General features: G+C 74.8%; 28 protein-coding genes. 12 read left to right on the plus strand and 16 right to left on the minus strand.

Annotation, left to right across the window (positions count from 1 at the left end; genetic code table 11):
- Positions 1–152 precede the first annotated feature (152 nt).
- The 3 genes from ACFWJ4_RS03860 to ACFWJ4_RS03870 are packed head-to-tail and all read left to right on the plus strand — an operon-like array spanning position 153 to position 1550.
- On the plus strand, positions 153–611 hold the full coding sequence (locus ACFWJ4_RS03860) for a group II truncated hemoglobin (protein WP_380538801.1): 459 nt from the start codon (positions 153–155) through the stop codon (positions 609–611).
- Positions 608–1153 (plus strand): GNAT family N-acetyltransferase, encoded by a 546-nt coding sequence (locus ACFWJ4_RS03865; RefSeq protein ID WP_380538803.1) that lies wholly within the window; start codon positions 608–610, stop codon positions 1151–1153. Before ACFWJ4_RS03860 ends, ACFWJ4_RS03865 begins: the two co-directional genes overlap by 4 nt.
- 10 nt (positions 1154–1163) lie before the next feature.
- Positions 1164–1550 carry a VOC family protein gene (locus ACFWJ4_RS03870; RefSeq protein ID WP_380538805.1) on the plus strand — a complete coding sequence of 129 codons (387 nt, stop codon included), beginning with the start codon at positions 1164–1166 and terminating at the stop codon, positions 1548–1550.
- A 15-nt stretch (positions 1551–1565) separates the two neighbouring features.
- On the opposite strand, the gene ACFWJ4_RS03875 is transcribed toward ACFWJ4_RS03870, so the two are convergent.
- Both ACFWJ4_RS03875 and ACFWJ4_RS03880 read right to left on the minus strand, forming a co-directional pair.
- Positions 1566–2159: a maleylpyruvate isomerase N-terminal domain-containing protein gene (locus ACFWJ4_RS03875; RefSeq protein ID WP_380538807.1), complete on the minus strand. Its 594-nt coding sequence runs from the start codon at positions 2157–2159 to the stop codon at positions 1566–1568.
- A gap of 113 nt (positions 2160–2272) precedes the next feature.
- Positions 2273–3055: a dioxygenase gene (locus ACFWJ4_RS03880; protein ID WP_380538809.1), complete on the minus strand. Its 783-nt coding sequence runs from the start codon at positions 3053–3055 to the stop codon at positions 2273–2275.
- 117 nt (positions 3056–3172) lie between these two features.
- Here ACFWJ4_RS03880 and ACFWJ4_RS03885 point away from each other — a divergent pair, with 117 nt between their 5' ends.
- Positions 3173–3637, plus strand: a complete 465-nt coding sequence (locus tag ACFWJ4_RS03885) for a MarR family transcriptional regulator (RefSeq protein WP_359900199.1) — start codon at positions 3173–3175, stop codon at positions 3635–3637.
- Here the strand turns inward: ACFWJ4_RS03885 and ACFWJ4_RS03890 are convergent.
- Together ACFWJ4_RS03890 and ACFWJ4_RS03895 are read right to left on the minus strand one after the other, a co-directional pair.
- A complete protein-coding gene (locus tag ACFWJ4_RS03890; protein WP_380538811.1) occupies positions 3634–4962 on the minus strand; it encodes an RNA polymerase sigma factor in 1329 nt (442 codons plus the stop codon). The genes ACFWJ4_RS03885 and ACFWJ4_RS03890 overlap by 4 nt on opposite strands.
- 51 nt (positions 4963–5013) lie before the next feature.
- Positions 5014–5385 carry a YciI family protein gene (locus ACFWJ4_RS03895; protein ID WP_380538813.1) on the minus strand — a complete coding sequence of 124 codons (372 nt, stop codon included), beginning with the start codon at positions 5383–5385 and terminating at the stop codon, positions 5014–5016.
- A 342-nt stretch (positions 5386–5727) separates the two neighbouring features.
- On the opposite strand from ACFWJ4_RS03895, the gene ACFWJ4_RS03900 reads away from it, so the two are divergent.
- Together ACFWJ4_RS03900 and ACFWJ4_RS03905 are read left to right on the plus strand one after the other, a co-directional pair.
- The gene (locus tag ACFWJ4_RS03900) at positions 5728–6189 is read left to right on the plus strand and encodes a molybdopterin-dependent oxidoreductase (protein ID WP_359900154.1); all 462 of its coding nucleotides are present in this window, start codon (positions 5728–5730) and stop codon (positions 6187–6189) included.
- A gap of 120 nt (positions 6190–6309) precedes the next feature.
- Positions 6310–6828: a GNAT family N-acetyltransferase gene (locus ACFWJ4_RS03905; RefSeq protein WP_380538815.1), complete on the plus strand. Its 519-nt coding sequence runs from the start codon at positions 6310–6312 to the stop codon at positions 6826–6828.
- A 38-nt stretch (positions 6829–6866) separates the two neighbouring features.
- On the opposite strand, the gene ACFWJ4_RS03910 is transcribed toward ACFWJ4_RS03905, so the two are convergent.
- Positions 6867–7889, minus strand: a complete 1023-nt coding sequence (locus ACFWJ4_RS03910) for a LacI family DNA-binding transcriptional regulator (RefSeq protein WP_380538817.1) — start codon at positions 7887–7889, stop codon at positions 6867–6869.
- Positions 7890–8057: 168 nt separating this feature from the next.
- Here ACFWJ4_RS03910 and ACFWJ4_RS03915 point away from each other — a divergent pair, with 168 nt between their 5' ends.
- Positions 8058–9017: a DUF4436 family protein gene (locus ACFWJ4_RS03915; RefSeq protein WP_380538819.1), complete on the plus strand. Its 960-nt coding sequence runs from the start codon at positions 8058–8060 to the stop codon at positions 9015–9017.
- On the opposite strand, the gene ACFWJ4_RS03920 is transcribed toward ACFWJ4_RS03915, so the two are convergent.
- From ACFWJ4_RS03920 to ACFWJ4_RS03935, 4 genes are all read right to left on the minus strand, one after another.
- Positions 9018–9770, minus strand: a complete 753-nt coding sequence (locus ACFWJ4_RS03920) for a GNAT family N-acetyltransferase (protein WP_359900162.1) — start codon at positions 9768–9770, stop codon at positions 9018–9020.
- Positions 9771–9847: 77 nt separating this feature from the next.
- Positions 9848–10942: a WD40/YVTN/BNR-like repeat-containing protein gene (locus tag ACFWJ4_RS03925; protein ID WP_380538821.1), complete on the minus strand. Its 1095-nt coding sequence runs from the start codon at positions 10940–10942 to the stop codon at positions 9848–9850.
- 205 nt (positions 10943–11147) lie between these two features.
- A complete protein-coding gene (locus ACFWJ4_RS03930; protein WP_380538823.1) occupies positions 11148–12590 on the minus strand; it encodes a dihydrolipoyl dehydrogenase family protein in 1443 nt (480 codons plus the stop codon).
- A 221-nt stretch (positions 12591–12811) separates the two neighbouring features.
- Positions 12812–13546, minus strand: coding sequence for an alpha/beta fold hydrolase (locus ACFWJ4_RS03935; RefSeq protein WP_380538825.1), 735 nt, complete (start codon positions 13544–13546; stop codon positions 12812–12814).
- Between the two features lie 295 nt (positions 13547–13841).
- On the opposite strand from ACFWJ4_RS03935, the gene ACFWJ4_RS03940 reads away from it, so the two are divergent.
- Entirely contained in the window at positions 13842–14804 is a 963-nt protein-coding gene (locus ACFWJ4_RS03940; protein ID WP_380538827.1) for a helix-turn-helix transcriptional regulator, read from the plus strand.
- A gap of 87 nt (positions 14805–14891) precedes the next feature.
- Here the strand turns inward: ACFWJ4_RS03940 and ACFWJ4_RS03945 are convergent, their stop codons facing one another.
- A complete protein-coding gene (locus tag ACFWJ4_RS03945; RefSeq protein ID WP_359900171.1) occupies positions 14892–15281 on the minus strand; it encodes a thioredoxin domain-containing protein in 390 nt (129 codons plus the stop codon).
- A 207-nt stretch (positions 15282–15488) separates the two neighbouring features.
- On the opposite strand from ACFWJ4_RS03945, the gene ACFWJ4_RS03950 reads away from it, so the two are divergent.
- Genes ACFWJ4_RS03950 through ACFWJ4_RS03960 form a run of 3 tightly spaced genes read left to right on the plus strand, consistent with a single transcriptional unit; the run spans position 15489 to position 17389 of the window.
- Complete coding sequence (locus ACFWJ4_RS03950; protein ID WP_380538829.1) at positions 15489–16046, plus strand: hypothetical protein; 558 nt, start codon at positions 15489–15491, stop codon at positions 16044–16046.
- Between the two features lie 33 nt (positions 16047–16079).
- Positions 16080–16652, plus strand: coding sequence for a sigma-70 family RNA polymerase sigma factor (locus ACFWJ4_RS03955; RefSeq protein ID WP_380538831.1), 573 nt, complete (start codon positions 16080–16082; stop codon positions 16650–16652).
- Positions 16649–17389 (plus strand): anti-sigma factor family protein, encoded by a 741-nt coding sequence (locus ACFWJ4_RS03960; RefSeq protein ID WP_380538833.1) that lies wholly within the window; start codon positions 16649–16651, stop codon positions 17387–17389. Before ACFWJ4_RS03955 ends, ACFWJ4_RS03960 begins: the two co-directional genes overlap by 4 nt.
- Here the strand turns inward: ACFWJ4_RS03960 and ACFWJ4_RS03965 are convergent.
- From ACFWJ4_RS03965 to ACFWJ4_RS03980, 4 genes are all read right to left on the minus strand, one after another.
- On the minus strand, positions 17357–18088 hold the full coding sequence (locus ACFWJ4_RS03965) for a hypothetical protein (RefSeq protein WP_380538835.1): 732 nt from the start codon (positions 18086–18088) through the stop codon (positions 17357–17359). The two genes, ACFWJ4_RS03960 and ACFWJ4_RS03965, sit on opposite strands and share 33 nt — an antisense overlap.
- On the minus strand, positions 18085–18732 hold the full coding sequence (locus tag ACFWJ4_RS03970; RefSeq protein ID WP_380538837.1) for a hypothetical protein: 648 nt from the start codon (positions 18730–18732) through the stop codon (positions 18085–18087). The genes ACFWJ4_RS03965 and ACFWJ4_RS03970 overlap by 4 nt, the downstream gene beginning before the upstream one ends.
- A gap of 149 nt (positions 18733–18881) precedes the next feature.
- Complete coding sequence (locus ACFWJ4_RS03975; RefSeq protein WP_380538838.1) at positions 18882–19394, minus strand: DUF1990 family protein; 513 nt, start codon at positions 19392–19394, stop codon at positions 18882–18884.
- The gene (locus ACFWJ4_RS03980) at positions 19391–20323 is read right to left on the minus strand and encodes a YndJ family protein (protein ID WP_380538860.1); all 933 of its coding nucleotides are present in this window, start codon (positions 20321–20323) and stop codon (positions 19391–19393) included. The genes ACFWJ4_RS03975 and ACFWJ4_RS03980 overlap by 4 nt, the downstream gene beginning before the upstream one ends.
- 167 nt (positions 20324–20490) lie before the next feature.
- Here ACFWJ4_RS03980 and ACFWJ4_RS03985 point away from each other — a divergent pair, with 167 nt between their 5' ends.
- Positions 20491–20760, plus strand: coding sequence for a DUF1876 domain-containing protein (locus tag ACFWJ4_RS03985; RefSeq protein WP_359900185.1), 270 nt, complete (start codon positions 20491–20493; stop codon positions 20758–20760).
- A gap of 171 nt (positions 20761–20931) precedes the next feature.
- Here ACFWJ4_RS03985 and ACFWJ4_RS03990 read toward each other — a convergent pair whose 3' ends face one another.
- Positions 20932–21372: a PPOX class F420-dependent oxidoreductase gene (locus ACFWJ4_RS03990; protein ID WP_380538840.1), complete on the minus strand. Its 441-nt coding sequence runs from the start codon at positions 21370–21372 to the stop codon at positions 20932–20934.
- Positions 21373–21403: 31 nt separating this feature from the next.
- Positions 21404–23014, minus strand: coding sequence for a cytochrome bc complex cytochrome b subunit (locus ACFWJ4_RS03995; RefSeq protein ID WP_380538842.1), 1611 nt, complete (start codon positions 23012–23014; stop codon positions 21404–21406).
- Positions 23015–23151 lie beyond the last annotated feature (137 nt).

The raw sequence follows: 23151 nt of genomic DNA on the forward strand, positions 1-23151 counted from the left end.
CCCAACCCCCGGCACACGCTGGCCCACCGTCGCCCCCGCGCCACCCCCCGCGCGCCCCCCACGGCCCCCCACCGGCGGGCGCTGTCCGGCCTTTGGCGCCCCGGCCTGCTAGGAAGGTCGCAACGCACGGTCCAACCACGGGGAGCACTCCCATGAACGACCAACGGTCCGGCCCGCTCTACGAGGCCGTCGGCGGCATCGACGCCCTGCGCCGGCTCAGCCGCACCTTCTACCGGGACGTCCTCGCCGACCCCCTGCTCGCCCCGGTCTTCGCCGACTTCACCACCACCCACATCGAGCGCGTCGCGGTCTGGCTGGCCGAGATCTTCGGCGGCCCGGCGGGCTACACCGGTGAACTGGGCGGTCACCAGGCGCTGCTCCGCGCCCACCTGGGCCTGGCCATCACCGAGGAGCAGCGGCTGCGCTGGATGGAGCTGATGGCCGAGGCCGTCCGCGCGGAGCTGCCCGAGGACGAGCTGCTGCGCCGCCGGGTGCTGGAGTACTTCGACTGGGGCACCAGGATTGCCGAGGACGTCTCCGCCTCCCCGGTCGGCACCGACCTCGGCGATCCCGGCCCGACCCCGCGCTGGGGCTGGGAGGGCCTCAAGTGACCGTCGCCGCACTGCCGATGGCCGACGGCCTGCTGCTGCGCCCCTTCGAGGGCGCCGACGCGCCGGCCCTGATCGAGGCCTACCGGGACGAGACCCTGCGCCGCTTCCTCCGTACCCTGGTGGACGACGCCGACCAGGCCGCGCACTGGCTGCGCGCCCAGGAGGAGGGCCGGGCGGCCGGCACCCGGTACAGCTTCGCCGTCCTGGACGGCCGCGAGCTGGTCGGCAACGTCGCGCTCAAGTACCCCGCCCCCGGCGGGGGGACGGCCGAGGTGGGGTACTGGACGGCCGCCCCGGCCCGCGGCCGGGGTGTGGCCCCGCGCGCGGTGGAGGCCCTCACCACCTGGGCCTTCGCCACCTTCGCCGAGGACGGCCTGCGCCGGATCGACCTGCTCCATGCGGGCGACAACCACGCCTCCTGCCGGGTCGCGGAGAAGAGCGGCTACGCCTTCACGGAGATCGTCCCGGCCTTCCCGCCGTACCCGCTGGACGGGCACCGGCACTCCCGGAAAAGGCTGGACGAAATCGAACGGTGCAGGTGAGAGTGGACGCATGGCTTCTCTGGTACGACATGTGACGATCGACTGCGCCGACCCGCACGCCCTGGCCGTCTTCTGGGCCCGGGCACTGGAGGGCACCCTGGGCGAGGACGACAACCCCGGTGACGACGAGGCGCTGGTGGACTCCGCCGGCGCCTCGCTGCTCTTCATCCGGGTACCCGAGGGCAAGTCGGTGAAGAACCGGACCCACCTCGACCTCCAGCCGCAGGACCGCGGCCGGGACGAGGAGGTGGAGCGCCTGGTCGCCCTGGGCGCCACCGTGCTGGCCGACCACCGCACCCCGGACGGCAAGGGCTGGGTCACCCTGGCCGATCCCGAGGGCAATGAGTTCTGCGTCGAGCGCAGCCAGGCCGAGCGGGTCGCGACCGGGGCCGCCTGACCGGTCGGGCCGGCCTCAGTCCGGCCACTCGCCCACGGCCGCCCGCCAGATCCATGAGGACTCGCGCGGGCGGCCGTTCAGTTCCCCGCGCCCGGTGCACCAGAGCAGGACCTCCGCCGGGTGGGCGGCCGGCTCCTGCGGCGCGTGCGGGAAGAGCCGGTCGAGCACGAGGCGGCACAGCTCGGCGGGCGGCCGCCAGGGCAGGCCGAGGCCGCTGGTGATGTCGTGGGTGTGCAGCAGGGTCTCGGCGACGCCCATGGCGGCGAAGCCGGACGGATCGCAGGGCCCGTGGTGGTAGGCGCGCAGCTCGGGCGGGGCGGCGTCCAGGGCGGTGGCGAGGAGCTGTCCGGCGGCGGTGACCACGGTGAGCACCTGGGCCGGGTCGGCCTCGGGCCGGACGGTGAGGTCCAGCGGCAGGTAGCGGTCCCGGGGGCGGGCGGCGAGCTGGCCGGCGTAGGCGAGCAGGTCGTGGGCGATGTGGGCGGCGGTGTCGCGGCAGCTCCACTCCAGGAGCCCGGCGGGCAGGTCCCAGTCGCGGTCCGCGGTGTGCGGGGCGAGGGCCGCCAGTGAGGCTTCCAGGGCGGTTCGTACGGCGTCGCCGTTGCGCATGATCACTCCTTCGACGGAGCGTCACACGATAAACCAGGCAGGGGGTCAGGGCAGCCCGGGCGCCCCGCCCGCCGTTCCTCGCGCGGAACCCCGGGAGGTTCCGCACGAGGGGTTCAGCCCAGCTGGATCGAGCGCTTGGCCAGGCCCATCCAGAACCCGTCGATGACGCTGCGCTGGCTGTCCAGGTCGCCCTCGCCGGCGCCGAGGGTGACGAACAGCGGGGCGAAGTGCTCGGTGCGGGGGTGGGCGAGGCGTCCGGCCGGGGCCTTGTGCTCGAAGTCGAGCAGCGCGTCCAGGTCGTGGGCCTCCAGGGCGCGCCGGCCCCAGTCGTCGAACTCGGCCATCACCGAGGTGATCCGGCCGTCGTTGCTGAGCGCCCGGAGGTTGTGGGTGAAGAAGCCGCTGCCGACGATCAGCACGCCCTCGTCGCGGAGCGGGGCGAGCTTGCGGCCGATCTCCATCAGCCGCTGCGGGTCGAGGGTGGGCAGCGAGACCTGGAGCACCGGGACGTCGGCGTCCGGGTACATCTCCACCAGCGGGACGTACGCGCCGTGGTCGAGTCCGCGCTCGGGGATGTCCTGGACGGGCGTGCCGGGGGCGCGCAGCAGCTTGCGCACGCGTTCGGCGAGTTCCGGTGCGCCGGGGGCGGCGTACTGGACCCGGTAGTAGTGCTCGGGGAAGCCCCAGAAGTCGTACACCAGCGGGACGGTGGTGACGGCGCCGAGGGCGAGCGAGGCCTCCTCCCAGTGGGCGGAGACCATGAGGACCGCCTTGGGCCGGGGCAGGTCGGCGGACCAGGCGGCCAGTTCGCCCGGCCAGACCGGGTCGTCGGCCAGCGGCGGCGCTCCGTGCGACAGGTACAGGGCGGGCATGCGCTCGGGGGCCGCGGTGCTCATGGCGTCCTCCTCGGGACCGTTCGACAGGGATAGTTCAAATTTGAACCGTCTACGGGATCGACGGTACACCTTCGTTCGAATTTGAACAACAGGAGTAGGCTTCACCCCATGCCCTCACTGAACGAACCCCGCTGGCTGGACCCGGACGAGGCGGCCGCCTGGCGGGGCTTCGTCGTCGCGAGCAACCTGCTGAACCGGCGGCTGGAACGCCAGCTCAAGGAGGACTCCGGGCTCTCCCACCAGCAGTACGAGATACTGGTGCACCTGTCCGCGGCCCCCGGCGGCTCGCTGCGGATGACCGAACTCGCCGACAAGCTGGTCACCTCCAAGAGCGGCCTGACCTACCAGGTCACCCAGCTGGAGCGGGCCGGCCTGGTCGCCCGCCGCTCCTGTCCCAGCGACGTGCGCGGCGTCATCGCCGAACTCACCGACCAGGGGCGGGAGGCGCTGCGCCAGGCCGCGCCCGGGCACGTCGCCCTGGTGCGCGAGCTGCTGATCGACGTGCTCACCCGCGAGCAGCTCGCCGTGCTCGCCGAGGGCCTCGGCACGGTCAGCGCCCGGCTGCGCCTGGAGGACGCCTAGCCTGCCGGAGGCCCCGGCGACCGACCCCGCCCCGGCTCCGGCGTCCTGCCTCGGCTCCGGCCCCGGCGTCCTGCCCCGGCGGGGTCGAGCGCCGTCGCCCGCTCCAGCAGCAGCTGCCGCTCCCGCTCGTTGCGGGTCAGCCCCGCCGCCCGCTCGAACTCCGCCCGGGCCTCCGCCACCCGCCCCAGCCGGGTCAGCAGATCGCCCCGCACGCTCGGCAGCAGGTGGTAGCCGCGCAGCGCCGGCTCCGCCGCCAGCTCGTCCACCAGCTCCAGTGCCGCGGCCGGGCCCCGGGCCATCGAGACCGCCACCGCCCGGTTCAGTGCCACCACCGGGGACGGCGACAGCGCCAGCAGCCGCTCGTACAGCGCGGCGATGGTCGCCCAGTCGGTGTCCTCGTACCGCCGCGCCTTGGCGTGGCAGGCGGCGATCGCGGCCTGCACCGAGTACGGCCCGGTTCCAGCCCGCTGCAGGGCGTCGAAGCCGCGCCGGATCAGCAGCCCGTCCCAGCGGGCCCGGCTCTGCTCGGCCAGCAGCAGCGGCCGACCGTCCGGGCCCGTCCGGGTGGCCGTGCGCGAGGCCTGGAACTCCAGCAGTGCGGCCAGCCCGTGCGCCTCCGGTTCCGCCGGGATCAGCGCGGCCAGCACCCGGGCCAGCCGCAGCGCGTCCTCGCACAGCTGGGGGCGGAGCAGGTCGTCCCCGGCGGTCGCCGAGTAGCCCTCGTTGAAGATCAGGTAGATGACCTCCAGCACCGAGGAGAGCCGCTGCGCCCGGTCCTCCCCGTACGGCACCTCGAACGGCACCCCCGCCTTCGCCAGCGTCCGCTTGGCCCGGACGATCCGCTGCGCCACCGTCGACTCGGGCACCAGGAAGGCGCGGGCGATCTCCGGCGTGGCCAGCCCGCCGAGCAGCCGGAGGGTGAGGGCGATCCGGGACTCCGCCGACAGCACCGGGTGGCAGGCGGTGAAGATCAGTCGCAGCAGGTCGTCGTCGATGTCCTCCGGCTCGGCCGGCTCCGGGGGCGGCACGTCCTGCGCCGACCGCCCCACCTCGGCGAGCTTGCGGGCGTAGACCTCCCGGCGGCGGACCAGGTCGATCGCCCGGTGCCGGGCGGTCGTCGTCAGCCAGGCGCCCGGATTGTCCGGGACGCCCTCCCGCGGCCACTGCTCCAGCGCGGCCACCAGTGCGTCCTGCGCCAGCTCCTCCGCGATGCCCACGTCCCGTACGATCCGGGCGACCCCGGCGATGATCCGGGCGGACTCGATCCGGAACGCCGTCTCGACGGCCGCCGCCGTGGTTCCTCGGGTAACAACCCTCTCCGTCACGGCCACCCATCAGAGCAGCCGCCGGAGAGGGGGGCAAGCACGGCCACGACGTTACTTCCGCGGCTCGGGCATCTCGTCGATCTGCCGGACCTCCGCCTCGACCTGCCAGTGCACCGGGTGGGCCTGCAGGAAGCGGCGGGTCCACTCCAGGGCCTCGGCGTGGTCCTTGCACTGGAGGACGGCGTAGCCGCCGACGACCTCCTTGGTCTCGGTGAACGGCCCGTCGGTGAAGCCGATCTTCCCGCCGGCCCAGGTCAGCCGGGTGCCCCGGGAGCTCGGGGTGAGGCCGGCCGTCTCCAGCATCACGCCGGCCTTGGTGATCTCCTCGAACAGGGCCCCCATCCGCTGCTCGAAGTCCGGGTCCGGCTCCCAACCCTCACGGGCCTGCTCGTCGATGCGGATCAGCGTCATGAAGCGCGGCATGGTGACTCCTCGGTCGTGCGGGCGGGGTCTCTCCCCGCCTCTCACCCCTGCGTCGAACCGGACGGTGCCTGATCGACATCCGTCGCGGAGAATCTTTCCGGCTCCTCCCGCTCCGCGCCCGGCTGCGCCCCGTCCGCCGTCCGCCCCGGGCGGTGTCCGCCCCGTCCGCCGGGCGCTGCGCTTCGACGGCGACTGAGCGCAGATTCCGGCCGTGCAGGGGTTTGCCATCGCAATTGCGGATGAATGGCGGCATTCACCCTGGCAGTTGCGAATGCCCGAGCGGCCCCTCGGGTAGTCCTCCTCGCGGGCCGCGGCGCCGTGGCCCGCGAGGAGGGAGCACCCATGACCCCGGCCAGACCCACCGTCCGACTCCACGGCCACCTCGACCGCCCCGCCGAGCTGACGGTGGCGCAACTGCGTGCCCTCCCCGCCCGCCGGGTCGAGGTCGGTTTCGACTGCCGGAGCGCGGGCGAGCAGCGCCACGGCTACGAGGGCCCGACGCTGCTGGACGTGCTGCGCGCCGCCCGCCCGCGGATCGACTTCTCCGGCCGCAAGCAGCGGCTGCGCTTCCTGCTCTCGGTGGCCGGCGCCGACGGCCACCGGGCGGTGGTCTCCTGGGCCGAGATCGACCCGGACTTCGGCGGCCAGCAGATCCTGCTCGCCACCAGCATGGACGGCGCCCCGCTGGACGCGGCCGGCCCGCAGCTCGTCGTCCCCGACGACCGCTGCGGCGCCCGCTACGTCAGCTCCGTCACCGCCGTCTGGCTCGGCCCCCTCGGCGACCCGGCGCCCCCCGCGGCCTGACGCCCGGCCGCCCCATCCCGCGGGCCCTGCCGTCCCGGCCCGGCGGCCGCACGCCGGAAGGGCCGGACGGTGGTCCGAAAACACTCGCCGGAGCCGGGTTTCCGTGCCAACATGCCCCATATGGGGACGATTCTTCACGGCACCTTGGTCACGCTCCGCCCGGCCACCGGCGAGGACATCCCGGCGTTGGCGGCCATCCGCGGCACGCCCGAGGTGTTCTCCCGCTGGCGGGGCGGCGACGACCTGGCCGGCGAGGTCGCCAACGACCTGGAATCGCCCGGTACCGAGACCTTCGCGATCGACCTCGGCGGCAAGGTGGTCGGTGCCATCCAGTGGTACGCCAACAACGACGACGAGTACCGGCACGCCGGGATGGACCTCTACCTCGATCCGACGGTGCACGGCCTGGGCCTGGGCACCGACGCCGTGCGCACGATGGCCAGGCACCTGGTGCACGACCACCACTACCACCGGCTGGTGATCGACCCGGCGGAGGACAACCTCGCCGCGATCCGCTGCTACGCCAAGGTCGGCTTCCGCACCGTCGGCACCATGCGCCAGTACGAGCGCGGCCCGGACGGCACCTGGCACGACAACCTGCTGATGGACCTGCTCGCGGACGAACTGCTCGAAGGCTGAGCGGCCCCGGATCCTCTCGCCCCCGGCGCCCCCGGGGGTCAGGCCGCGGCCGGCGGGCAGCCGCAGGAGCGCCGGACCACCAGCTGGGCCGGGAAGGTGCGGGCGCCCCGGGCACGGCGCTCCGGCCCGCCGAGGACGAGTTCCAGCGCGGCGCGGGCCATCTCGTCCTGCGCCGTGGCGACGGTGGTCAGGGCGGGCCCGGCGATCACCGCCTCGGCGATGTCGTCGAAGCCGGCCACCGCGAGGTCCTCCGGCACCCGGATGCCGAGGTCGTCGGCGGCCCGCAGCAGGCCGATCGCCTGGTCGTCCGTCGTGCAGAACACGGCGGACGGCCGGTCGGGCCGGGCGAGCAGGGCGAGCGCCTCGGCGTGCGCCCGGACCCGGTCGAACGGGGCCGGGACGAGCCGCCCCTCGACGGGCAGCCCGGCCTCCTCCAGCGCGGCGGCCCAGCCGGCCGTCCGCCCGGTGACCGGGTCGTGCGGGCTGAGCGCGAGGGTGCCGCCGAAGCAGTGCACCTCGGCGTGGCCGTGCCCGAGCAGGTGACGGACCACCTCGCGGGCGCCGCCCTCGTCGTCCGCGACCACGGCGACGCCGCCGATGCTCTCCGCCCGGTGGTGCAGCAGCACCACGGGGGTGCCGTCGGCCACGTCGAAGCCGGTCAGCCCGGGGGTGGCCGGGTCCTGGGTGACCAGGATCAGACCGTCCACCTGCATCCCGAGGAAGGCGCGGATGTAGTGGGCCTCGCGTTCGTCGGCGTAGTCGGAGTTGCCGATCAGCAGCAGCCGGCCGTGCTCGGCGGCGGCCTGCTCGACGGCGTGCGCGAGCCCGGCGAAGAACGGCTGGCGGGCGTCCGGCACGACCATCCCGAGCAGGTCGGTCCGCCGCCGGGCCATCGCCTGGGCGACCCGGTTCGGCCGGTAGCCGAGCTCCTCGACCGCCGCGAGCACGCGCGCCCGGGTCGCCGCCGCCACCGGCCGCGGCCCGTCGTTGATCACATAACTCACGACCGCCGTGGACGTCCCCGCCACCCGCGCCACATCGTCCCGTGTCACCCTCGCCATGACCGTTGAGCCTACACAGCCCCTGCGACCAGCCTGTTTGCCGAGTCTTCGGCCGGCGTCCGGCCGCCCCGATCGGCCCCGTGCGGTTGCGCCCCGGCCTCGGCCGCCCGGAGGGTGGCGGGACGGGCGGCACCCGGAGCCGCCACCGCCGACCGTGGGAGCAGGCCGATGAGCGCGCCGCCGCACCGGCGGGCCGTCCGGAGCACGCGCCCGGCGGCCCGGCCGCGGGTCCGCATCCACGCCCGGGTGCGGGCCACCCGGGCCGCGGCGCCGGTGCCCAGGGTCGCGCCCTGGCGCCCGTACGCGGTGCTGGCGGCGATCCTGCTGTTCTGCGCGGCCGGGCTGCTGCTCTACCTCAACGAGCGCTCCAGCCGCGGTCACGCCCAGGTGGTGGGCACCGCGCCCGGGCCGGACTTCCTGGAGGTCGACGTGACGCTGCAGCGGGTGGACGCGGCCGCGCAGACGCTCACGGCGAAGGTCCTGGTCCAGCCGCACGGCGCCCTGGGGCAGGTGGACAGCCTGCTGGTCCCGGCGGGGGACGTGGTGCTGGAGACCACCTCGCTGGAACAGACCACGCTCAGGTACCCGGCCGGCCAGCAGGCCGGCTCCAGCGCGGTGTCCTTCAACCTCTTCGACGGGCGGCTCTCGGACTACCCGTTCGACCGCTACAACGCGATCGTCGGCTTCCAGGCCACCGTCGGCGGGCGTCCGGTCCCGGTGGTGATCGGCTTGACGGAGGCCGACCCCTTCTTCGTCTTCCGGCGGAGCGAGGAGGTGAGCGAGGGCTCCGGCGTCGCGGTGACCGAGCGGATCAGCCGTTCGCGCAGCACCTTCATCCTGGCCTGGTTCATGATGGCCGCGATGTGGGCGCTGGCGCTGTCCGTGCTGGTGGCGGCCTGGCTGATCGTCCGGCAGCGGCGCGGCATCGTCTGGCCCGCCCTCGGCTGGATGGCGGCCACGCTGTTCGCCCTGGTCGGGATGCGCAACGCCGCGCCCGGCAACCCGCCGATCGGTTCGCTGCTGGACTACGCGGCGTTCTTCTGGGCGGAGCTGCTGGTCGCGGTCGGCCTGACCATGGTCGTGGTGCGCGGCGCCCGCGTCGAGGGTGGGCACAAGGACAAGGGCTAGCTAGGCCGCGTCGGGCACGACCACCGTGAGCGAGGTCTCCTGGAGCAGGAAGCCCAGCGACTCGTAGAGCCGGCGGGCCGGGTTGCCCTCGGACACCACGAGGGTCACGTCGGCGAGCCCGCGTGCGGCGGCGTCCCCGACGGTGCGGCGCAGCAGGTCGGCGCCGAGGCCGCGGTAGCCGCGCTCCGGGTGGCGGAAGACGTCGGCGATCCACGGCCGGCCGTCGCGGTCGGTGAGGATCAGCCCGGCGACCACGCGGTCCTCGGCGTCCACCGCCAGCAGGCTGGACGGCAGCACCGGGCCGATGACCTTCCCTTCGAGCAGCAGGCCGAGCCGCTCGGCCAGCACCTGGGCCTTCTCACCCGGATAGAAGTCGACGTGGCCGGGGTGGAACGCGCCCCGCCAGGCCTCGTACAGCTCCTCGGGCGCGCGGTCGCAGGGCACCGTCCGCAGGCCCTCGCGCAGCGGCGTCCCGGCCCAGTCGGCGGGCGGGGGATCGGCGCGCAGGTCGCGGCGGAAGGTGTGGGCGTGCCGCAGCACCCGCGCGCCGTGCGTCACCAGCTCCTGCCCGAGCGCGGGAGGGCCGGAGACCACCCAGCCGGGCAGCTCGGCCCGGATGAACCCGGCGGCGTCCACCGATCCGTCCAGGACCTCCAGCAGGTCGGCCCAGGGCCGCCCCTCCCGCTCGTCCAGCAGGTAGCGCAGCACCGGCTCGCCGTCGGCACCCCGCCTGACCACCCAGTCCTCGGCCATGGCCCACCCCACAATCGTGCGATCGCTCGTCGGCGGCCCATGCTCACCGAGGCCCTGCCGTCCGGCAACCGGTTATTTCAGGCCACCACCGCGGCCCGGACGCAGAGCACGTCCGGCAGGTGGGAGAGCAGCAGCGACCAGCTCTCGCCCTCGTCCCGGCTGCCGTACACGTCGCCGGTCCGGTTGCCGAAGTAGATGCCCGCCGGGTCGGCGTCGTCGGTGCGCAGGGCGTCGCGCAGCACGATGCCGTAGTGGTCCTCGCCGGGCAGGCCCTGGGCGAGCTGCTGCCAGCTGGTGCCGCCGTCGGTGGTGCGGAAGATCCGGCAGCGGCGGCCGGGCGGGATGCGGTCGTCCGAGCCGCCGAGCGGGAAGAGGTAGGCGGTGCCGGCCCGGCGCGGGTGGGCGGCCACGGCGAAGCCGAACTCGGCGGGCAGCCCGTCCACGATCGAGTGCCAGCCGGCGCCCCAGTCGTCGCTGCGGTAGACGCCGCCGTGGTTCTGGAGGTAGAGCCGGTCCGGGTGGACGGGGTCCTGGGCGATCTTGTGCACGCACTGGCCGAACTCGGGGTACTGGCCCTCCTCCGGGAGGAACTCGGCGCGCAGGCCGGTGTTGGAGGGCTGCCAGCTGTCGCCGCCGTCCTTGCTGCGGTAGACGCCGCCGCTGGAGACGGCGACCAGCAGCCGCTGCGGGTCGCGCGGGTCGGTCAGGATGGTGTGCAGGCCCTGGCCGCCGTACCCGGCGCCCCACTGCGACCGCTGCGGGTGGTTCCAGAGCGGCTCGACCAGCGCGAAGCTCTCGCCGCCGTCGGTGGAGCGGAACAGCGCGGCCGGTTCGGTGCCCGCGTAGACGACGCCGGGGGCCTCCGCCCCGGCGGGCTGGAGCTGCCAGACCCGGGTGAGCGAGGCGCCGGTGGACTCGGGGAAGCGGATGGCCGGCCGCGGCGGCTCGTACCAGCCGGCGCCGAGGTCGTCGGAGCGCCAGACCGAGGGCCCCCAGTGGCTGCTGTCGGCGCCGACCAGCACTCTGGTCCGGCCGTCGCGGCGGTCGATGGAGACCGAGTAGATCGCGTTCATCGGGAAGTGCGGCCCGCTGAACTCCCACGTCAGCCGGTCGCGGCTGCGGCCGAGAAAGAGGCCCTTCTCGGTTCCGACGGCCAACAGCACCTCGGTCATGCCTCACACCACCTGGTCATGTGCACGGCCCCCCGGGACGGCCCCCGACTGCCAGTGTCCCGCCGACCACCGGCGGCCACATCTCGCCGCGCCGGTCACCCGGGAGGCCGACACGAACGAGGGCCGTCCGGGGCCCGCGGGAGCGCCGCCCGTTCGGGTGCCGGCCCGCGGGAGCGCCGGCCGCCCGTCCGCGGACCGTGCGTCGCTACCCCCGGCAGTCCTCCAGCAGCCGCAGCCAGACCTCGCTGATCGTCGGGTAGGAGGGCACCGCGTGCCAGAGCCGGTCGATCGGCACCTCGCCGACCACCGCGACGGTGGCCGAGTGCAGCAGTTCGGCCACCCCGGGGCCGACCAGGCAGGCGCCGACGAGCACCTTCCGGTCCAGGTCGAAGACCACCCGGGCCCGGCCGCGGTAGTCGTCGCCGTAGAGCGAGGCCCCGGCGACGGAGCCGATCTCGTGGTCGACGGTCCTCACCCGCAGCCCGGCCGCCTCGGCGGCGGCCCGGGTCAGACCGACGGCGGCGACCTCGGGCTGGGTGAACACCACCTGGGGCGCGCCCGCGAGGTCGGCGGACGCGGCGTGCGCGCCCCAGCGCGAGGTGTCCAGCGGGAGCCCCTGGGCGCGGGCGGCGATCGCCGCGCCGGTGATCCGGGCCTGGTACTTGCCCTGGTGGGTGAGCAGCGCCCGGTGGTTGACGTCCCCGGCGGCGTAGAGCCACTCGCCGTCCACGCCGAGCACCGTGCAGCTGTCGTCCACCTCCAGCCAGTCGCCCGGCTTCAGGCCGACCTGCTCCAGCCCGACGTCGGCGGTGCGCGGGGCCCGGCCGGTCGCGTACAGCACCTCGTCGACGGTCAGCGTCCCGCCGCCGTCGAGGGCGAGGGTCACCGGCCCGGAGCCGTCCGCCCGCTCCAGCGCGGTGACCTCGGTGCCGAAGCGGAGGTCCACCCCGGCGGCCCGCAGGCCCTCCGCGACCAGCTCGCCCGCGAACGGCTCCATCCTCGGCAGCAGCCCGTGACCGCGCACCAGCAGCGTCACCTCGGAGCCGAGCGCCCGCCAGGCGGCGGCCATCTCCACCCCGACCACCCCGCCGCCGACCACGGCGAGCCGCCCGGGGACGGTCTGCGAGCCGGTGGCCTCCCGGTTGGTCCACGGGTGGGCCTCGGCGAGCCCCGGCACGTGCGCGGGCAGCACCGGGCGGCTGCCGGTGCACACCACGACGGCGTGCCGGGCGGTGAGCACCCGCTCGCTGCCGTCCTCGGCCTCCACCGTCACCGTCCGCTCCCCGGCCAGCCGGCCGTGGCCGCGGACCAGCTCGATGCCGGTGTCCCGCAGCCAGCGCACCTGGCCGTCGTCCTTCCAGTCGGAGGCGAAGGAGTTCCGCCGGGCCAGCACCGCGGCCGGGTCCAGCCGCCGGCCGTCGACCGCCTCCCGGGAGCCGGCCACCGCGCGGGCGTCGGCCAGCGCGGCCACCGGCCGCAGCAGCGCCTTGCTGGGCATGCAGGCCCAGTACGAGCACTCGCCGCCGACCAGCTCGGCCTCCACGATCACGGTGCTCAGCCCGGCGGCGACCGTCCGGTCGGCCACGTTCTCGCCGGTCGGGCCGGCTCCCAGGACGATGACGTCGTACTCCTCGGCGGTGCTGGTCATGCCCTGTCCTCCGTCGTCTCGATGGCCACCCCGGCCCGCACGGCGGGGATGACGGGCGGGTGCTCGCTCCTCGCTCGGGCACGGCGTGGGCCCCATCCTGCCGCTCCGGGCGCGGTTGCGCGACGGTCGGACACGCCGAGGGCGCCGTGGGGCACACCGTCGGGCGCGGACGGGACAGCCCGTCGGCCCGGCGCCGGACGGAACGGGCCGGGCGGACGGGATCAGAGCGCGGCCAGCTCCGCCAGCAGGGCCGCCGTGTCGGCCGGGCGGGAGAACATCGGCCAGTGCCCGGTGGGCAGTTCGCGCAGCTCCCAGTTCGGCCCGGACATCCCGGCGAAGTACGGGTGCCCGGCGGCGATCAGCTCGCGCACCTGGGAGAGCGGGAAGGAGCAGGAGACCAGCGCCTGCGGCAGCGCGGCCCCGGCGCCGGTCAGCCGCAGCCGGTCCCGGAACGCCCCGGCCGGCTGCGCGGTGGCGCGGGAGCGGATGCGGGCGAGGGCGGCCCCGTCCAGCCCCGCCACGCTGGCGCCGTGCTCGGCCAGGTACTCCCAGGACGGCATCGGGAGACGGCCGTCGACCAGCGAGGCCTCGGCCGTCCGCCGGTAGTCCGGCTCCCAGAGGTCCTGGACCGCGGAGCCGTCGATCAGCGGGCCGCTGTCCAGGTAGACCACCCGGCGGATCCGCTCCGGCATCCGGTCCGCGAGCCCGCCCACCGGGGCGCAGGCGCCGCTGTGCGCGACCAGGAGGACATCCGACAGGTCCTCCCGGACCAGCAGTGCGGCGAGGTCGGCGATGTGGTCCTCCAGCCCGAACTCGCCCGTCTCGACGGCGCGTTCGGCCACCCCGGGCAGGCTGACGGCGTACACGCGGTGCCCGGCCGCGCGCAGCGGCGCGGCCACCTCGTCCCAGGCCCAGGCGCCGATCCAGAATCCGGGGACCAGTACGAACGTGCTCATGGGGATCACTCCTTCGTCGGTGGGGATGCCGGGGGAGGCCTCGACGGGCCGGAGGCGTCGAGGGGCCCGTGGGAGGGCTTCGCCCCGCTGGGGCCTCCTCCACCGCCGACTCTAGGATCGGATCCGGACAGAAGTCGCCCGCATTTCCTCCGCGTCGTCCCCGCGCGTCCGGAGGGTGTCCGGACGGCGTCCGGAAGGGGCCGGCGGAAGAGCCGTCCGCAAGTGCGGCACGGAGGCGGCGAGGAGCCGGTTCGGAGCCGGCGAGGAGACGACGAGGAGACGGGAGGAACGCACGGTGGAGCACCCGGTCAGCCGTGTCCTCGCCCTGCTGGAACTGCTCCAGGACCGCCCCGGCCTGACCGGCGCCGAACTGGCCGCCCGGCTCGACGTGGACGAGCGCACCGTCCGCCGCTACGTTTCCCGGCTGGCCGAGCTCGGCATCCCCGTCCAGGCCGACCGGGGCCGCTACGGCGGCTACCGCCTGCGGCCCGGCTACCGGCTGCCGCCGCTGATGCTCAACCCGGAGGAGGCCGTCTCCGTCGTGCTCGGCCTGCTGGCCGGCCGCAGCTCCGGCCTGTCGGTGGGGGAGGAGGCCACCGGGACCGCCCTCGCCAAGATCCAGCGGGTGCTCCCGCCCTCGCTGCGCGACCGGGTCTCCGCCGTCGAACAGACCCTGGGCCTCACGGCCGTCCCGGCCACCGGCCCGGGCCCGGCCGCCACAGCGCTGTTCACCCTGGCCGAGGCGGCCCGCCGGCGGCGCCGGGTGCGGCTCGCCTACCGGGACCGCGAGGACCGGCCCAGTGAGCGCGAGTTCGACCCGTACGGGCTGGTCTTCCACTCCGGGCGCTGGTACACCACGGGCCTCGACCACCGGAGCGGCGAGCCGCGCACCTTCCGGCTGGACCGGATCACCCGGGTCGAGCAGGGCGAGGCGTGCTTCGAGCCGCCCGAGGACTTCGACCCGGTCCAGCGGGTGGTGGAGTCACTGGCCGGTGCGCCCTGGCGGCACCGGGTTGAGGTGGAGCTGGCGGTCGGCCTCGCCGAGGCCCGCCGCCGGCTTCCGCCCGCCGTCGGCACGCTCACCGAACTCGCCGAGGACCGCGTGCTGCTGCGGGCCCGGGCGCAGAACCTCGACGGCGTCGCGGTGCTGCTGGCCGGCCTGGGGTGGCCGTTCACCGTCCGGGAGCCCGCCGCGCTGCGCGCCGAGGTGCGGGCGCTCGCGGCCCGGCTCGCCGCCTGGGGCGCCGAACCGGCCTGAGCGGCCGCGGCCGGGTAGGGCGAGGGCCCGGGGAGGCGGTGCTCCCCGGGCCCTCGGGCGTCCGGACCGGTCCCGGCCGCGTCCGGATCAGGCCTGGCCGCCGGCCGCCCGCTCCTCGGCGACCTTGCGCTTCACATCGGCCATGTCCAGGTTGCGGGCCTGGTTGATCAGGTCCTCGAACACCGTCTCCGGCAGGGCGCCGGGCTGCGAGAAGACGAGTACGCCCTCGCGGACGATCGCCAGCGTCGGGATCGACTGGACCTCGAACGCGGCGGCCAGCTCGTGCTGCGCCTCGGTGTCCACCTTGGCGAAGACCAGGTCGGGGTGGCGCTCGGCCGCCTTCTCGAACACCGGGGCGAACTGGCGGCACGGCCCGCACCACCCGGCCCAGAAGTCGATGAAGACGAAGTCCTTGCCCTCCGGGCCCGGGACGATGTCGTCGAAGTTCTCCTTGGTCAGCTCGACCGTGCTGCTCATCTCGTGATTCCTTCCCTTCCGGAGGTGGCGGCTCAGACCGTCGCCCGGCACAACGGTGCCGGTCGGCGGCGTATTCCGGGGGAGTTGCGGGGGAGTAGCGGGGGCGCTCGGGGAACTCCCGGCGCCGGGGTTGAGCACTCGGCGGCCACCACCCGTACAGAACGGTGTCCGGTCCGTCCCGACACCTTCCCCCGCGGGAGGCACCCCATGCCCACCACACTCCGCACCCGCCGGACCCTGGCCCTGACCGCCTCCGGCATCGCGGCCGCCGCCCTGATCGCCGGCTGCGGGTCGTCCGGCGGCTCGTCGCACCCGTCGAGCAGCCCGAGCGCCCCGGCGAGCGTCACCCTGCAGACCGCCCAGGACCCGAAGCTGGGCGCGATCGTCACCGACAGCGCCGGCTTCACGCTCTACCGCTTCGACCAGGACCGGAACAGCCCGCCGGAGTCCTCCTGCAACGGCAGCTGCGCCGTCATCTGGCCGCCCGAGCACGCCAACGGCAACGTCACGGTGAAGGGCATCGACAGCAAGCTGGTCGGCACCGTCACCCGCGCCGACGGCACCAAGCAGGTCACCCTGAACGGCTGGCCGGCCTACCGCTACTCGCCGGACACCAAGCCCGGCGACACCAAGGGCCAGGGCGTCGGCGGCACCTGGTTCGCGCTGACCCCGAGTGGTGGCAGGGCGGGCACCGCGGCCGGTTCCCCGCAGATGCCCGGCACCCCGGCGCCCAGCAACCCGGCGCCCAGCACCCCGGGCTACTGACCGGTCCCGACCGTCCTCGACCGGGAGGCCCGGGTGCGCAACGATGAAGTGGTGACCGAGGAGCACCCCGTCGGACGCGCCGGCGGCCACGGTACGGGGGCGCCGGACGAGGAGTTGATGCGCGCCCTGTACCGGGAGCACGCCGGTCCGCTGTTCGGGTTCGTGCTCCACCTGGTCGCCGGGGACCGGCAGCGGGCCGAGGACGTGGTGCAGGAGACGCTGGTCCGCGCCTGGCGCAACATCCACCGGCTCGACCCGGAGGCCGGCTCACTGCGGCCCTGGCTGGTCACGGTCGCCCGGCGGATCGTGATCGACGGCCACCGCAGCGCCATGGCCCGGCCGCGGGAGGTGGACGCCGCGGTGCTGGAGCAGCTGCCCGCCGAGGACGAGATCGACCGGGCCCTGCGGATGATGACCGTCGCGGACGCACTGGCCGACCTCTCGCCCGCGCACCGGGAGATCATCGTCGAGACCTACCTGAAGGGCCGCACGGCCGTCGAGGCGGCCGCCGAACTCGGCATCCCGGCCGGGACGGTGCGCTCGCGGGTGTTCTACGCGCTGCGCTCGCTCAGGCTCGCGCTGGAGGAACGGGGAGTGGCATCGTGACCGGACACCCCGACCCGGATCCCGACCGGACGCCCGGCGGCGGCCCGGAGCACGTGGACGTCGGCGCGTACGTCCTCGGCCTGCTGGAGCCCGCCGAGCGCACCGCCTTCGAACAGCACCTCGCCGACTGCCCGCAGTGCGCCGAGCAGGTGGCCGAACTCGGCCCGGTGGAGCCGCTGTTGGCCGAGTACTCGGCCACCGTGCGGGCGGCCGGAACGGACCCGGCCGGCCCCGCCCCGCAACCGGGCCCGCAGCTGCTGGACCGCCTGGTCGCCGAGGTCGGCACCACCCGGCGGCGGGGCCGGATCCGGCGACTGGTGCTGGCCCTGGCCGCGACCGCGATGGTGGCGGCCGGCCCCGCCGTCACCGCCGCGGTGCTCACCGCCGAGCACGGGCCCGCCGTGGTCGCGGTGGCCGAGCAGTTCAGCGCCACCGACCCGAGCTCCGGCGCGCACGCCACCGTCGGCCTGGACGGCACCACCTGGGGCACCCGGGTGAGCCTGCAACTCTCCGGCGTCCAAGGCCCGTTGACGTGCCGGCTGGTCGCCGTCTCGCGCACCGGCGAGCAGCAGACGGTCACCAGTTGGTCCGTCCCCGCGAGCGGCTACGGGGGCGGGGACGGCACCGTGCGCACCACCGGCGGGGCGGCCCTCCAGCCCGGGGACATCGACCACTTCGAGGTCCGGGTCCAGGACAGCGGCGCGCTACTGGTCGCGGTTCCGGCGCACCACACCTGACTCCAGGTCGACCGTGTACGACTCCAGCCGCTCCACCCGGGCCGTACCCCGCAGGCCCGGCCAGTGCGGGCTCGGCTCGCCGGAGCCGGTCATATGCTCCCGCCGCCAGGTCCGGCTCCAGCCGACCCGCAGCGTGGGTTCGAAGCTGTGCCACCGCCCGCAGCCACAGGGCGTCAGCACCCGGGCGCAGCCGCGGCAGAGCTCGGCGCGGCCGTGCCCGGTCGGGATCCCCACCGGCGGGCCCTGCTCCCCGCAGGCCGGACAACCGGGCAGTTCGACGCCGTCCAGCAGCGCGTGCTGCCGCCGGACGTAGTCGGGCAGCCGCAACGGCGGGTGCAGGAACGGGTCGTGCTCCCAGGCCGCGTTCGGCGATCCCCACCAGCGTTGGTGCCACCACGCCGTCTCCGGCGCCCGCCGCCGCCCGGCCCGCTTCTGCACCCGGCGCCGCGCCGCGTACTCCTCGGCCCGGGCCCGCCACAGCTCGCGCGCCTCGTGCAGCTCGTCCACCGCGCGGACCAGCGACTCCGGGTCGGCCTCCAGGAAGCGGGGCATCCGGGCGCTGACGGTGAGGTGGTGGTACGTCGCCCGCAGGCCGTACGGCGCGAAGCGGGTCAGACAGGTGCGCAGCGCGCTGTGCCGCCGGTACGGCGGGAGCGCGGCGTCGTGCACCCGGGCCCGGTGGGTGTGGAAGCTGGTCATGACGGAAGCTCCGGGGCCGGCCCCAGGTCCAGCGCCCGGGCGAGCACGGCGGTGACGGCGGCGGCGTGCTCGGGCAGCTGCTGCCCGGCCCAGCGCGCGGCCAGGGCGAGGAAGTCCCGCAGGTCCCGCTCGACCCCGGCGAGCAGCCGGCGCAGTTCGTCCACCGGCAGCTCGATCACCGGGCCCTCGCCGTTCTCGGCGTTCTGGGTCAGCCGGACGACCCGGCCGACGCACTCGGCCCGGGCGTCGGGGTCGTGCCCGAACCAGGCCGTGCCGGAGCCGTCCGTGACGTTCAGCCACTCGCGCCAGTCCTCCAGGCCGTTGCAGCAGCCCGGTTCGAAGACGGCGCCGGTGACGGAGTCGGTCACCACCAGGCCGCCGGGGGCGTACGGGTGCGACTCGGTGAGCAGCCCGTGCAGGAAGCCGCCCAGCGGGTCCGCCGGGCGCGGCCCGCGCTCCTCGGCCTGCTCGGATTCGGGCTCGACGTCGTTGCAGTCGGCCAGCCGCCACACCGCCGTACCGACCTCGGCCGCCGTCAGCCGCCCGTTCAGCGTGAGGTTCCCGTACGGCTCGTGGCTGCCCGTCGGCCAGAGCGCGAAGCCGTCGGGGGCGAAGATCTCCAGGACCGGTCGTATCGACATCATCCGCCGATCATCCCGAACGGACCACCGCCCCGACGAGCGGATTTACGTGCAGTCCGCCCGCCGTCCGGCCGGCCCGCGCCGTGCTCCGGGTCGGTGCGCGTGCGCAGTGGTGGCTGAAGGTGCGTCGGGTGAGTGGGGGCGGCCGGTGCTCAGCCGGCCCGGGCCGCGATCCGGGCCAGGACGCGGCCGCAGTGGCGGGCGAAGGCGCGTTGGGCGAGGGGGAGCAGGGGGCCGGCGAGCCGGGCGTACCGGGCGACCGGTCTGCTGAAGGCGGTGACGGAGAACCGGACCCCGCCGTCCGGGGTCGGCTCGACCAGGAAGGTCTCCTCGCCCCGGGCCAGGTGCCCGGTCCTGGTCCCGTAGGTGAAGCCGTACCGGTCCGGGCCGTCGACCGCGGCCAGCACCCGGTTGGGGGCGCCGGCCCGCAGCGGGCCGAGGCCGATGGCGCACCGCACGGCGACGCCGGGGGCGGCCCGGTCGGCCGCCGCGTCGATCCGGACGCCCGCGAGCCGGTGCATCCGCCAGTCGAGCAGGGCGGCGCCGGCGGCCTCCAGCGCGGGGCGGCCGCGGCCGATGAGTGCGCTGTGCCGCAGGTGGTTGTAGCCGGCGGGCAGCTCGCCGGTGCGGCTGGCGCCCTGCTCGGGGTAGCTGTAGTCGTTCATCGAGCGCTCTCCGTTGCGGCGGTCCCGGCCGCGGCGGTCCGGTCCGTGGCGGTCCCTTCCGCGGCAGTGCGGTCCACGGCGGTCCGGCCCGCGGCGGTCCGATCGGCCGCGATCCGGCGCCAGGCGAGCAGGGCGCAGAGCGCGAAGCCGAGCGCGTTGCCGACGCCGTGGGTGGCGGCCATCCAGGTCAGGGTCGGGTGGGGGAGTCCGGCGGCCCGGCCGAGTGCCCACCAGAGGGCGAGCAGCATGGTGAGCGCGAGGACGGCCGAGGAGGCGGCGAGCAGCCGGGCGGTGACGGGATCGCCGCTGCGGGGCCGCAGTTCGCGCCAGGTGACCAGGCCGACCAGCCACATTCCGGTGGTCAGTACGGCGGCCCCGGCGAACTGCCACCAGTTGCCGAGGAAGTATCCGGCCAGCACCAGCAGGGTGCCCGCCGGGACGCTGAGCGCCGCGCAGCGGGCCGCGGCCGAGCCCGGGCGGGCGGCGCGGCAGACCAGTCCGGCGACCAGCGCGGCGGTGAACCCGGCGTAGTGGAAGTGCGGCACGGTGAGCGCCAGGATGTGCGGTTCGAAGCCGAACAGCGGGTAGCCGGAGCGTTCGGCGACGAGGGCGACCCCGGCCACCGAGGGCGCGGCGAGCGCGGTGAGCACAGCGATCTCGGCGGGCGCGAGCGAGCGGGTGCGGGCCAGCCGCAGTGGCGCGTGCAGGGCGACGGCCAGGGTGCCGAGCGCGTAGAGCAGGGCGCAGCCGGTGGCCGGACCGCCGCGGGGCAGCCAGAGCGAGAGCGCGCCGGGTACGGCGGCGAGCGGCCAGAGCCGGCGGATCCGGGTGAGCCCGGGCTCGTCGACGAGGGCGAGGCCGAGCGGGACGACGGCGCCCATGCCGAGCAGGATCAGCAGGTCGACCAGCTCCGTGGTGCCCTTTCCCATCGTGGGCACACCCCCTTGAACGCGTTCAAATGACTTGCGTCGCCGACTCTACGCGGCCGAGTTGAACGCGTTCAACTCGGCCCCGGATGCCGCCCCCGTCGGGCTGGCCTGGTGTTCACGGTGGGTGCGGCGCACTCTGGAGGAGTAACCGATGGAGGTGATCCGCCATGCAGACTCTGGTCGGTTGGCACATCGAGATGGAGTTCCGCGAAGAGGGGCCGCGGACCAGCGCCGCCGCACTGCTGCGGCTCGGCGACGGGAGCGAACTGCGCGCCCACGGCTACAGCAGCCGCCACCCCTCCGACCCGGAACAGCTGAGGGTCGGTGAGGAGATCGCGGGGGCCCGCGCGCTCAACGAGCTCGCCTCGCAGCTGCTCACCAAGGCCCACGGCGAGATCCAGGAGGTCAGCCCGGTCCCGACGCACCCGCTGTCCTGACTTCCGGCCCGCAGGCCCCGGGCCCGTCCCGGCGCCTCCGACGCCCTGCCCGCCGCCGTGACCTCCCACCCGCCGTCGTGAACGGCTTCGGAAGCGCCGAGCGCCGGGGCCGCCCTTCCCGGGGCCCCGGCACTCCGGGGGGATCGGCGGCCCGTCGGCTGACGCGGTCCGTCAGTTGACGCAGTAGCCGCTCGGCGGCTGCCAGTCCGGACCGACCAGCCGCTGTTCCAGTTCGTTCAGCGTGATCCGGATGCCGACCGTCCCGGCCAGCCCCACCCGGAACCGGCTGCGGGCCAGCACGACCAGCGCCGTCAGGCCGTACTTGTTGATCAACGAGGTGCGGTAGCGGGCGGTGTCGTCGGCGTCGCAGAGCCGCGCCCGGGCGGGGACCGGGCGGCCGGTGGGGCGCCCGTGGGCGTCGCAGGGGCCGATCAGCACCCGGGGGTGGCGGCGGATCCGTTCGGCCTCGCCGGAGTGGGCCGGGGCCCAGACCCCGAGGGCCGTGCCGTCGGGCACCACCCAGAGCTGCGATTCCATCCGGCTGCCGTCCTCGCCGAAGGTGGTGAGCAGGAGGTACTTGCTGTCGGCGAGCCGGTCGGTTCGGTGGTGCACCTGTCCTCCCTGTGCCATCGGGGGGTGCGGGTCAGTGCCCGTGGCCCTCGGTGATCTCGCGGAACTCCTCGGCGGTGGGCTTGGGGATCCGGCTGCCCTCGCCGTGGAACCCGCGGGAGAGCCGGATCCGGGTGCGGGTGAGCACACCGGCCGGGCGGGCCACTCCATTCTCGTCCACCGGGGCGGCCAGTTCGAGGGGGCGGGGCTGTTCGTGCGCCGTGAGCCGGTGCAGTTCCCGCGGCGAGAGCCGGGCGTGCACCTCGGTGAACTCGCCGTGCGGCAGGCGCTTGACGACGCCGGTCTCGCGCCCGTGCAGCACCTTGTCGCGGTCCCGGCGCTGGAGGCCCAGGCACCAGCGCTTGGTGACGACGAAGACGGCGACCGGCACGGCGAAGAAGCCGACGCGGGCGGCGTAGGTGATGGAGTTGAGCGACAGGTGCAGGTGGGTGGCGATCAGGTCGTTGCCGCCGGCCACCAGCGCCACCAGGTAGACGCTGATCCAGGCGGCGCCGAGCGCGGTGCGGACGGGTGCGTTGCGCGGCCGGTCGAGCAGGTGGTGCTCCCGCTTGTCGTCGGTCACCCAGCCCTCCAGGAACGGGTAGGCGGCGATGGCGCCCAGGACCAGCGGGAACAGCGCGAACGGGATGAGCACCCCGAGGTTGAGGGTGTGCCCCCACAGCCCGACCTCCCAGCCGGGCATGATCCGGATCAGGCCTTCGGCGAAGCCCATGTACCAGTCGGGCTGGGCGTCGGTGGAGACCTGGTCCGGCCGGTACGGGCCGTACGCCCAGATCGGGTTGACGGTCGCGATCGCGGCCACCAGCGCGATGATGCCGAAGACCAGGAAGAAGAAGCCACCGGCCTTGGCCAGGTAGACCGGCATCAGCGGCATGCCGACGACGTTCTTCTCGGTCCTGCCGGGGCCCGCCCACTGGGTGTGCTTGTGGAAGAAGACCAGGATCAGGTGCGCCACCAGCAGGCCGAGCATGATGCCCGGGATCAGCAGCACGTGGATGGTGAAGAAGCGCGGCACGATGTCGTGGCCGGGGAACTCGCCGCCGAACAGGAACATCTGGATGTACGTGCCGACCAGCGGGACGGCGAGGATCGAGCCCTCGATGAACCGGATGCCGGTGCCGGAGAGCAGGTCGTCCGGGAGCGAGTAGCCGAAGAAGCCGTCCAGCATGCCGAGGAAGAGCAGCAGGAAGCCGAAGACCCAGTTGATCTCGCGCGGCTTGCGGAACGCGCCGGTGAAGAACACCCGCATCATGTGGACGAACATGGCGGCGACGAAGACGATCGCCGCCCAGTGGTGGATCTGGCGGATCAGCAGTCCGCCGCGGACCTCGAAGCTGATGTCCACCGTGGAGGCGTAGGCCTCCGACATCGGGACGCCCTTGAGCGGGACGTACGAGCCCGCGTAGACCACCTCGCCCATGCTGGGCTTGAAGAACAGCGTCAGCCAGACACCGGTCAGGATGATGATCAGGAAGGTGTAGAGGCAGATCTCGCCCAGCATGAAGGACCAGTGGTCCGGGAAGATCTTCCGCAGGTTCGCCCTGGCCAGGGAGTGGATCCCCAGCCGGCCGTCCGCCCAGTCGGCGGCCCGCTGCCCCCGCCCAGGGCTCTGATTCCGGGTCATGTGCACGCACCTCGGTCCGAAGGAAACGGGGAGGAGTCCCCGATTCGCACTGAGGGCCACCATAATCGGGGAGTGATCCCCACTTCCACCCCGGGGTCCTTGGCGGCTCCCCGGAGCCCTTCGGCCCCCGGCCCCCG

The organism is Kitasatospora sp. NPDC127067 (assembly GCF_042724755.1).
Classification (GTDB): domain Bacteria; phylum Actinomycetota; class Actinomycetes; order Streptomycetales; family Streptomycetaceae; genus Kitasatospora; species Kitasatospora lactacystinica.

Excerpts from the sequence above, each read along its gene's own strand:
- ACFWJ4_RS03860 (WP_380538801.1), top strand. The coding sequence starts at position 153 with ATGAACGACCAACGGTCCGGCCCGCTCTACGAGGCCGTCGGCGGCATC.
- ACFWJ4_RS03870 (WP_380538805.1), top strand. The coding sequence starts at position 1,164 with ATGGCTTCTCTGGTACGACATGTGACGATCGACTGCGCCGACCCGCAC.
- ACFWJ4_RS03875 (WP_380538807.1), bottom strand. The coding sequence starts at position 2,159 with ATGCGCAACGGCGACGCCGTACGAACCGCCCTGGAAGCCTCACTGGCG.
- ACFWJ4_RS03880 (WP_380538809.1), bottom strand. The coding sequence starts at position 3,055 with ATGAGCACCGCGGCCCCCGAGCGCATGCCCGCCCTGTACCTGTCGCAC.
- ACFWJ4_RS03895 (WP_380538813.1), bottom strand. The coding sequence starts at position 5,385 with ATGCCGCGCTTCATGACGCTGATCCGCATCGACGAGCAGGCCCGTGAG.
- ACFWJ4_RS03900 (WP_359900154.1), top strand. The coding sequence starts at position 5,728 with ATGACCCCGGCCAGACCCACCGTCCGACTCCACGGCCACCTCGACCGC.
- ACFWJ4_RS03905 (WP_380538815.1), top strand. The coding sequence starts at position 6,310 with ATGGGGACGATTCTTCACGGCACCTTGGTCACGCTCCGCCCGGCCACC.
- ACFWJ4_RS03910 (WP_380538817.1), bottom strand. The coding sequence starts at position 7,889 with ATGGCGAGGGTGACACGGGACGATGTGGCGCGGGTGGCGGGGACGTCC.
- ACFWJ4_RS03915 (WP_380538819.1), top strand. The coding sequence starts at position 8,058 with ATGAGCGCGCCGCCGCACCGGCGGGCCGTCCGGAGCACGCGCCCGGCG.
- ACFWJ4_RS03920 (WP_359900162.1), bottom strand. The coding sequence starts at position 9,770 with ATGGCCGAGGACTGGGTGGTCAGGCGGGGTGCCGACGGCGAGCCGGTG.
- ACFWJ4_RS03925 (WP_380538821.1), bottom strand. The coding sequence starts at position 10,942 with ATGACCGAGGTGCTGTTGGCCGTCGGAACCGAGAAGGGCCTCTTTCTC.
- ACFWJ4_RS03930 (WP_380538823.1), bottom strand. The coding sequence starts at position 12,590 with ATGACCAGCACCGCCGAGGAGTACGACGTCATCGTCCTGGGAGCCGGC.
- ACFWJ4_RS03935 (WP_380538825.1), bottom strand. The coding sequence starts at position 13,546 with ATGAGCACGTTCGTACTGGTCCCCGGATTCTGGATCGGCGCCTGGGCC.
- ACFWJ4_RS03945 (WP_359900171.1), bottom strand. The coding sequence starts at position 15,281 with ATGAGCAGCACGGTCGAGCTGACCAAGGAGAACTTCGACGACATCGTC.
- ACFWJ4_RS03950 (WP_380538829.1), top strand. The coding sequence starts at position 15,489 with ATGCCCACCACACTCCGCACCCGCCGGACCCTGGCCCTGACCGCCTCC.
- ACFWJ4_RS03965 (WP_380538835.1), bottom strand. The coding sequence starts at position 18,088 with ATGACCAGCTTCCACACCCACCGGGCCCGGGTGCACGACGCCGCGCTC.
- ACFWJ4_RS03970 (WP_380538837.1), bottom strand. The coding sequence starts at position 18,732 with ATGATGTCGATACGACCGGTCCTGGAGATCTTCGCCCCCGACGGCTTC.
- ACFWJ4_RS03975 (WP_380538838.1), bottom strand. The coding sequence starts at position 19,394 with ATGAACGACTACAGCTACCCCGAGCAGGGCGCCAGCCGCACCGGCGAG.
- ACFWJ4_RS03980 (WP_380538860.1), bottom strand. The coding sequence starts at position 20,323 with ATGGGAAAGGGCACCACGGAGCTGGTCGACCTGCTGATCCTGCTCGGC.
- ACFWJ4_RS03985 (WP_359900185.1), top strand. The coding sequence starts at position 20,491 with ATGCAGACTCTGGTCGGTTGGCACATCGAGATGGAGTTCCGCGAAGAG.
- ACFWJ4_RS03995 (WP_380538842.1), bottom strand. The coding sequence starts at position 23,014 with ATGACCCGGAATCAGAGCCCTGGGCGGGGGCAGCGGGCCGCCGACTGG.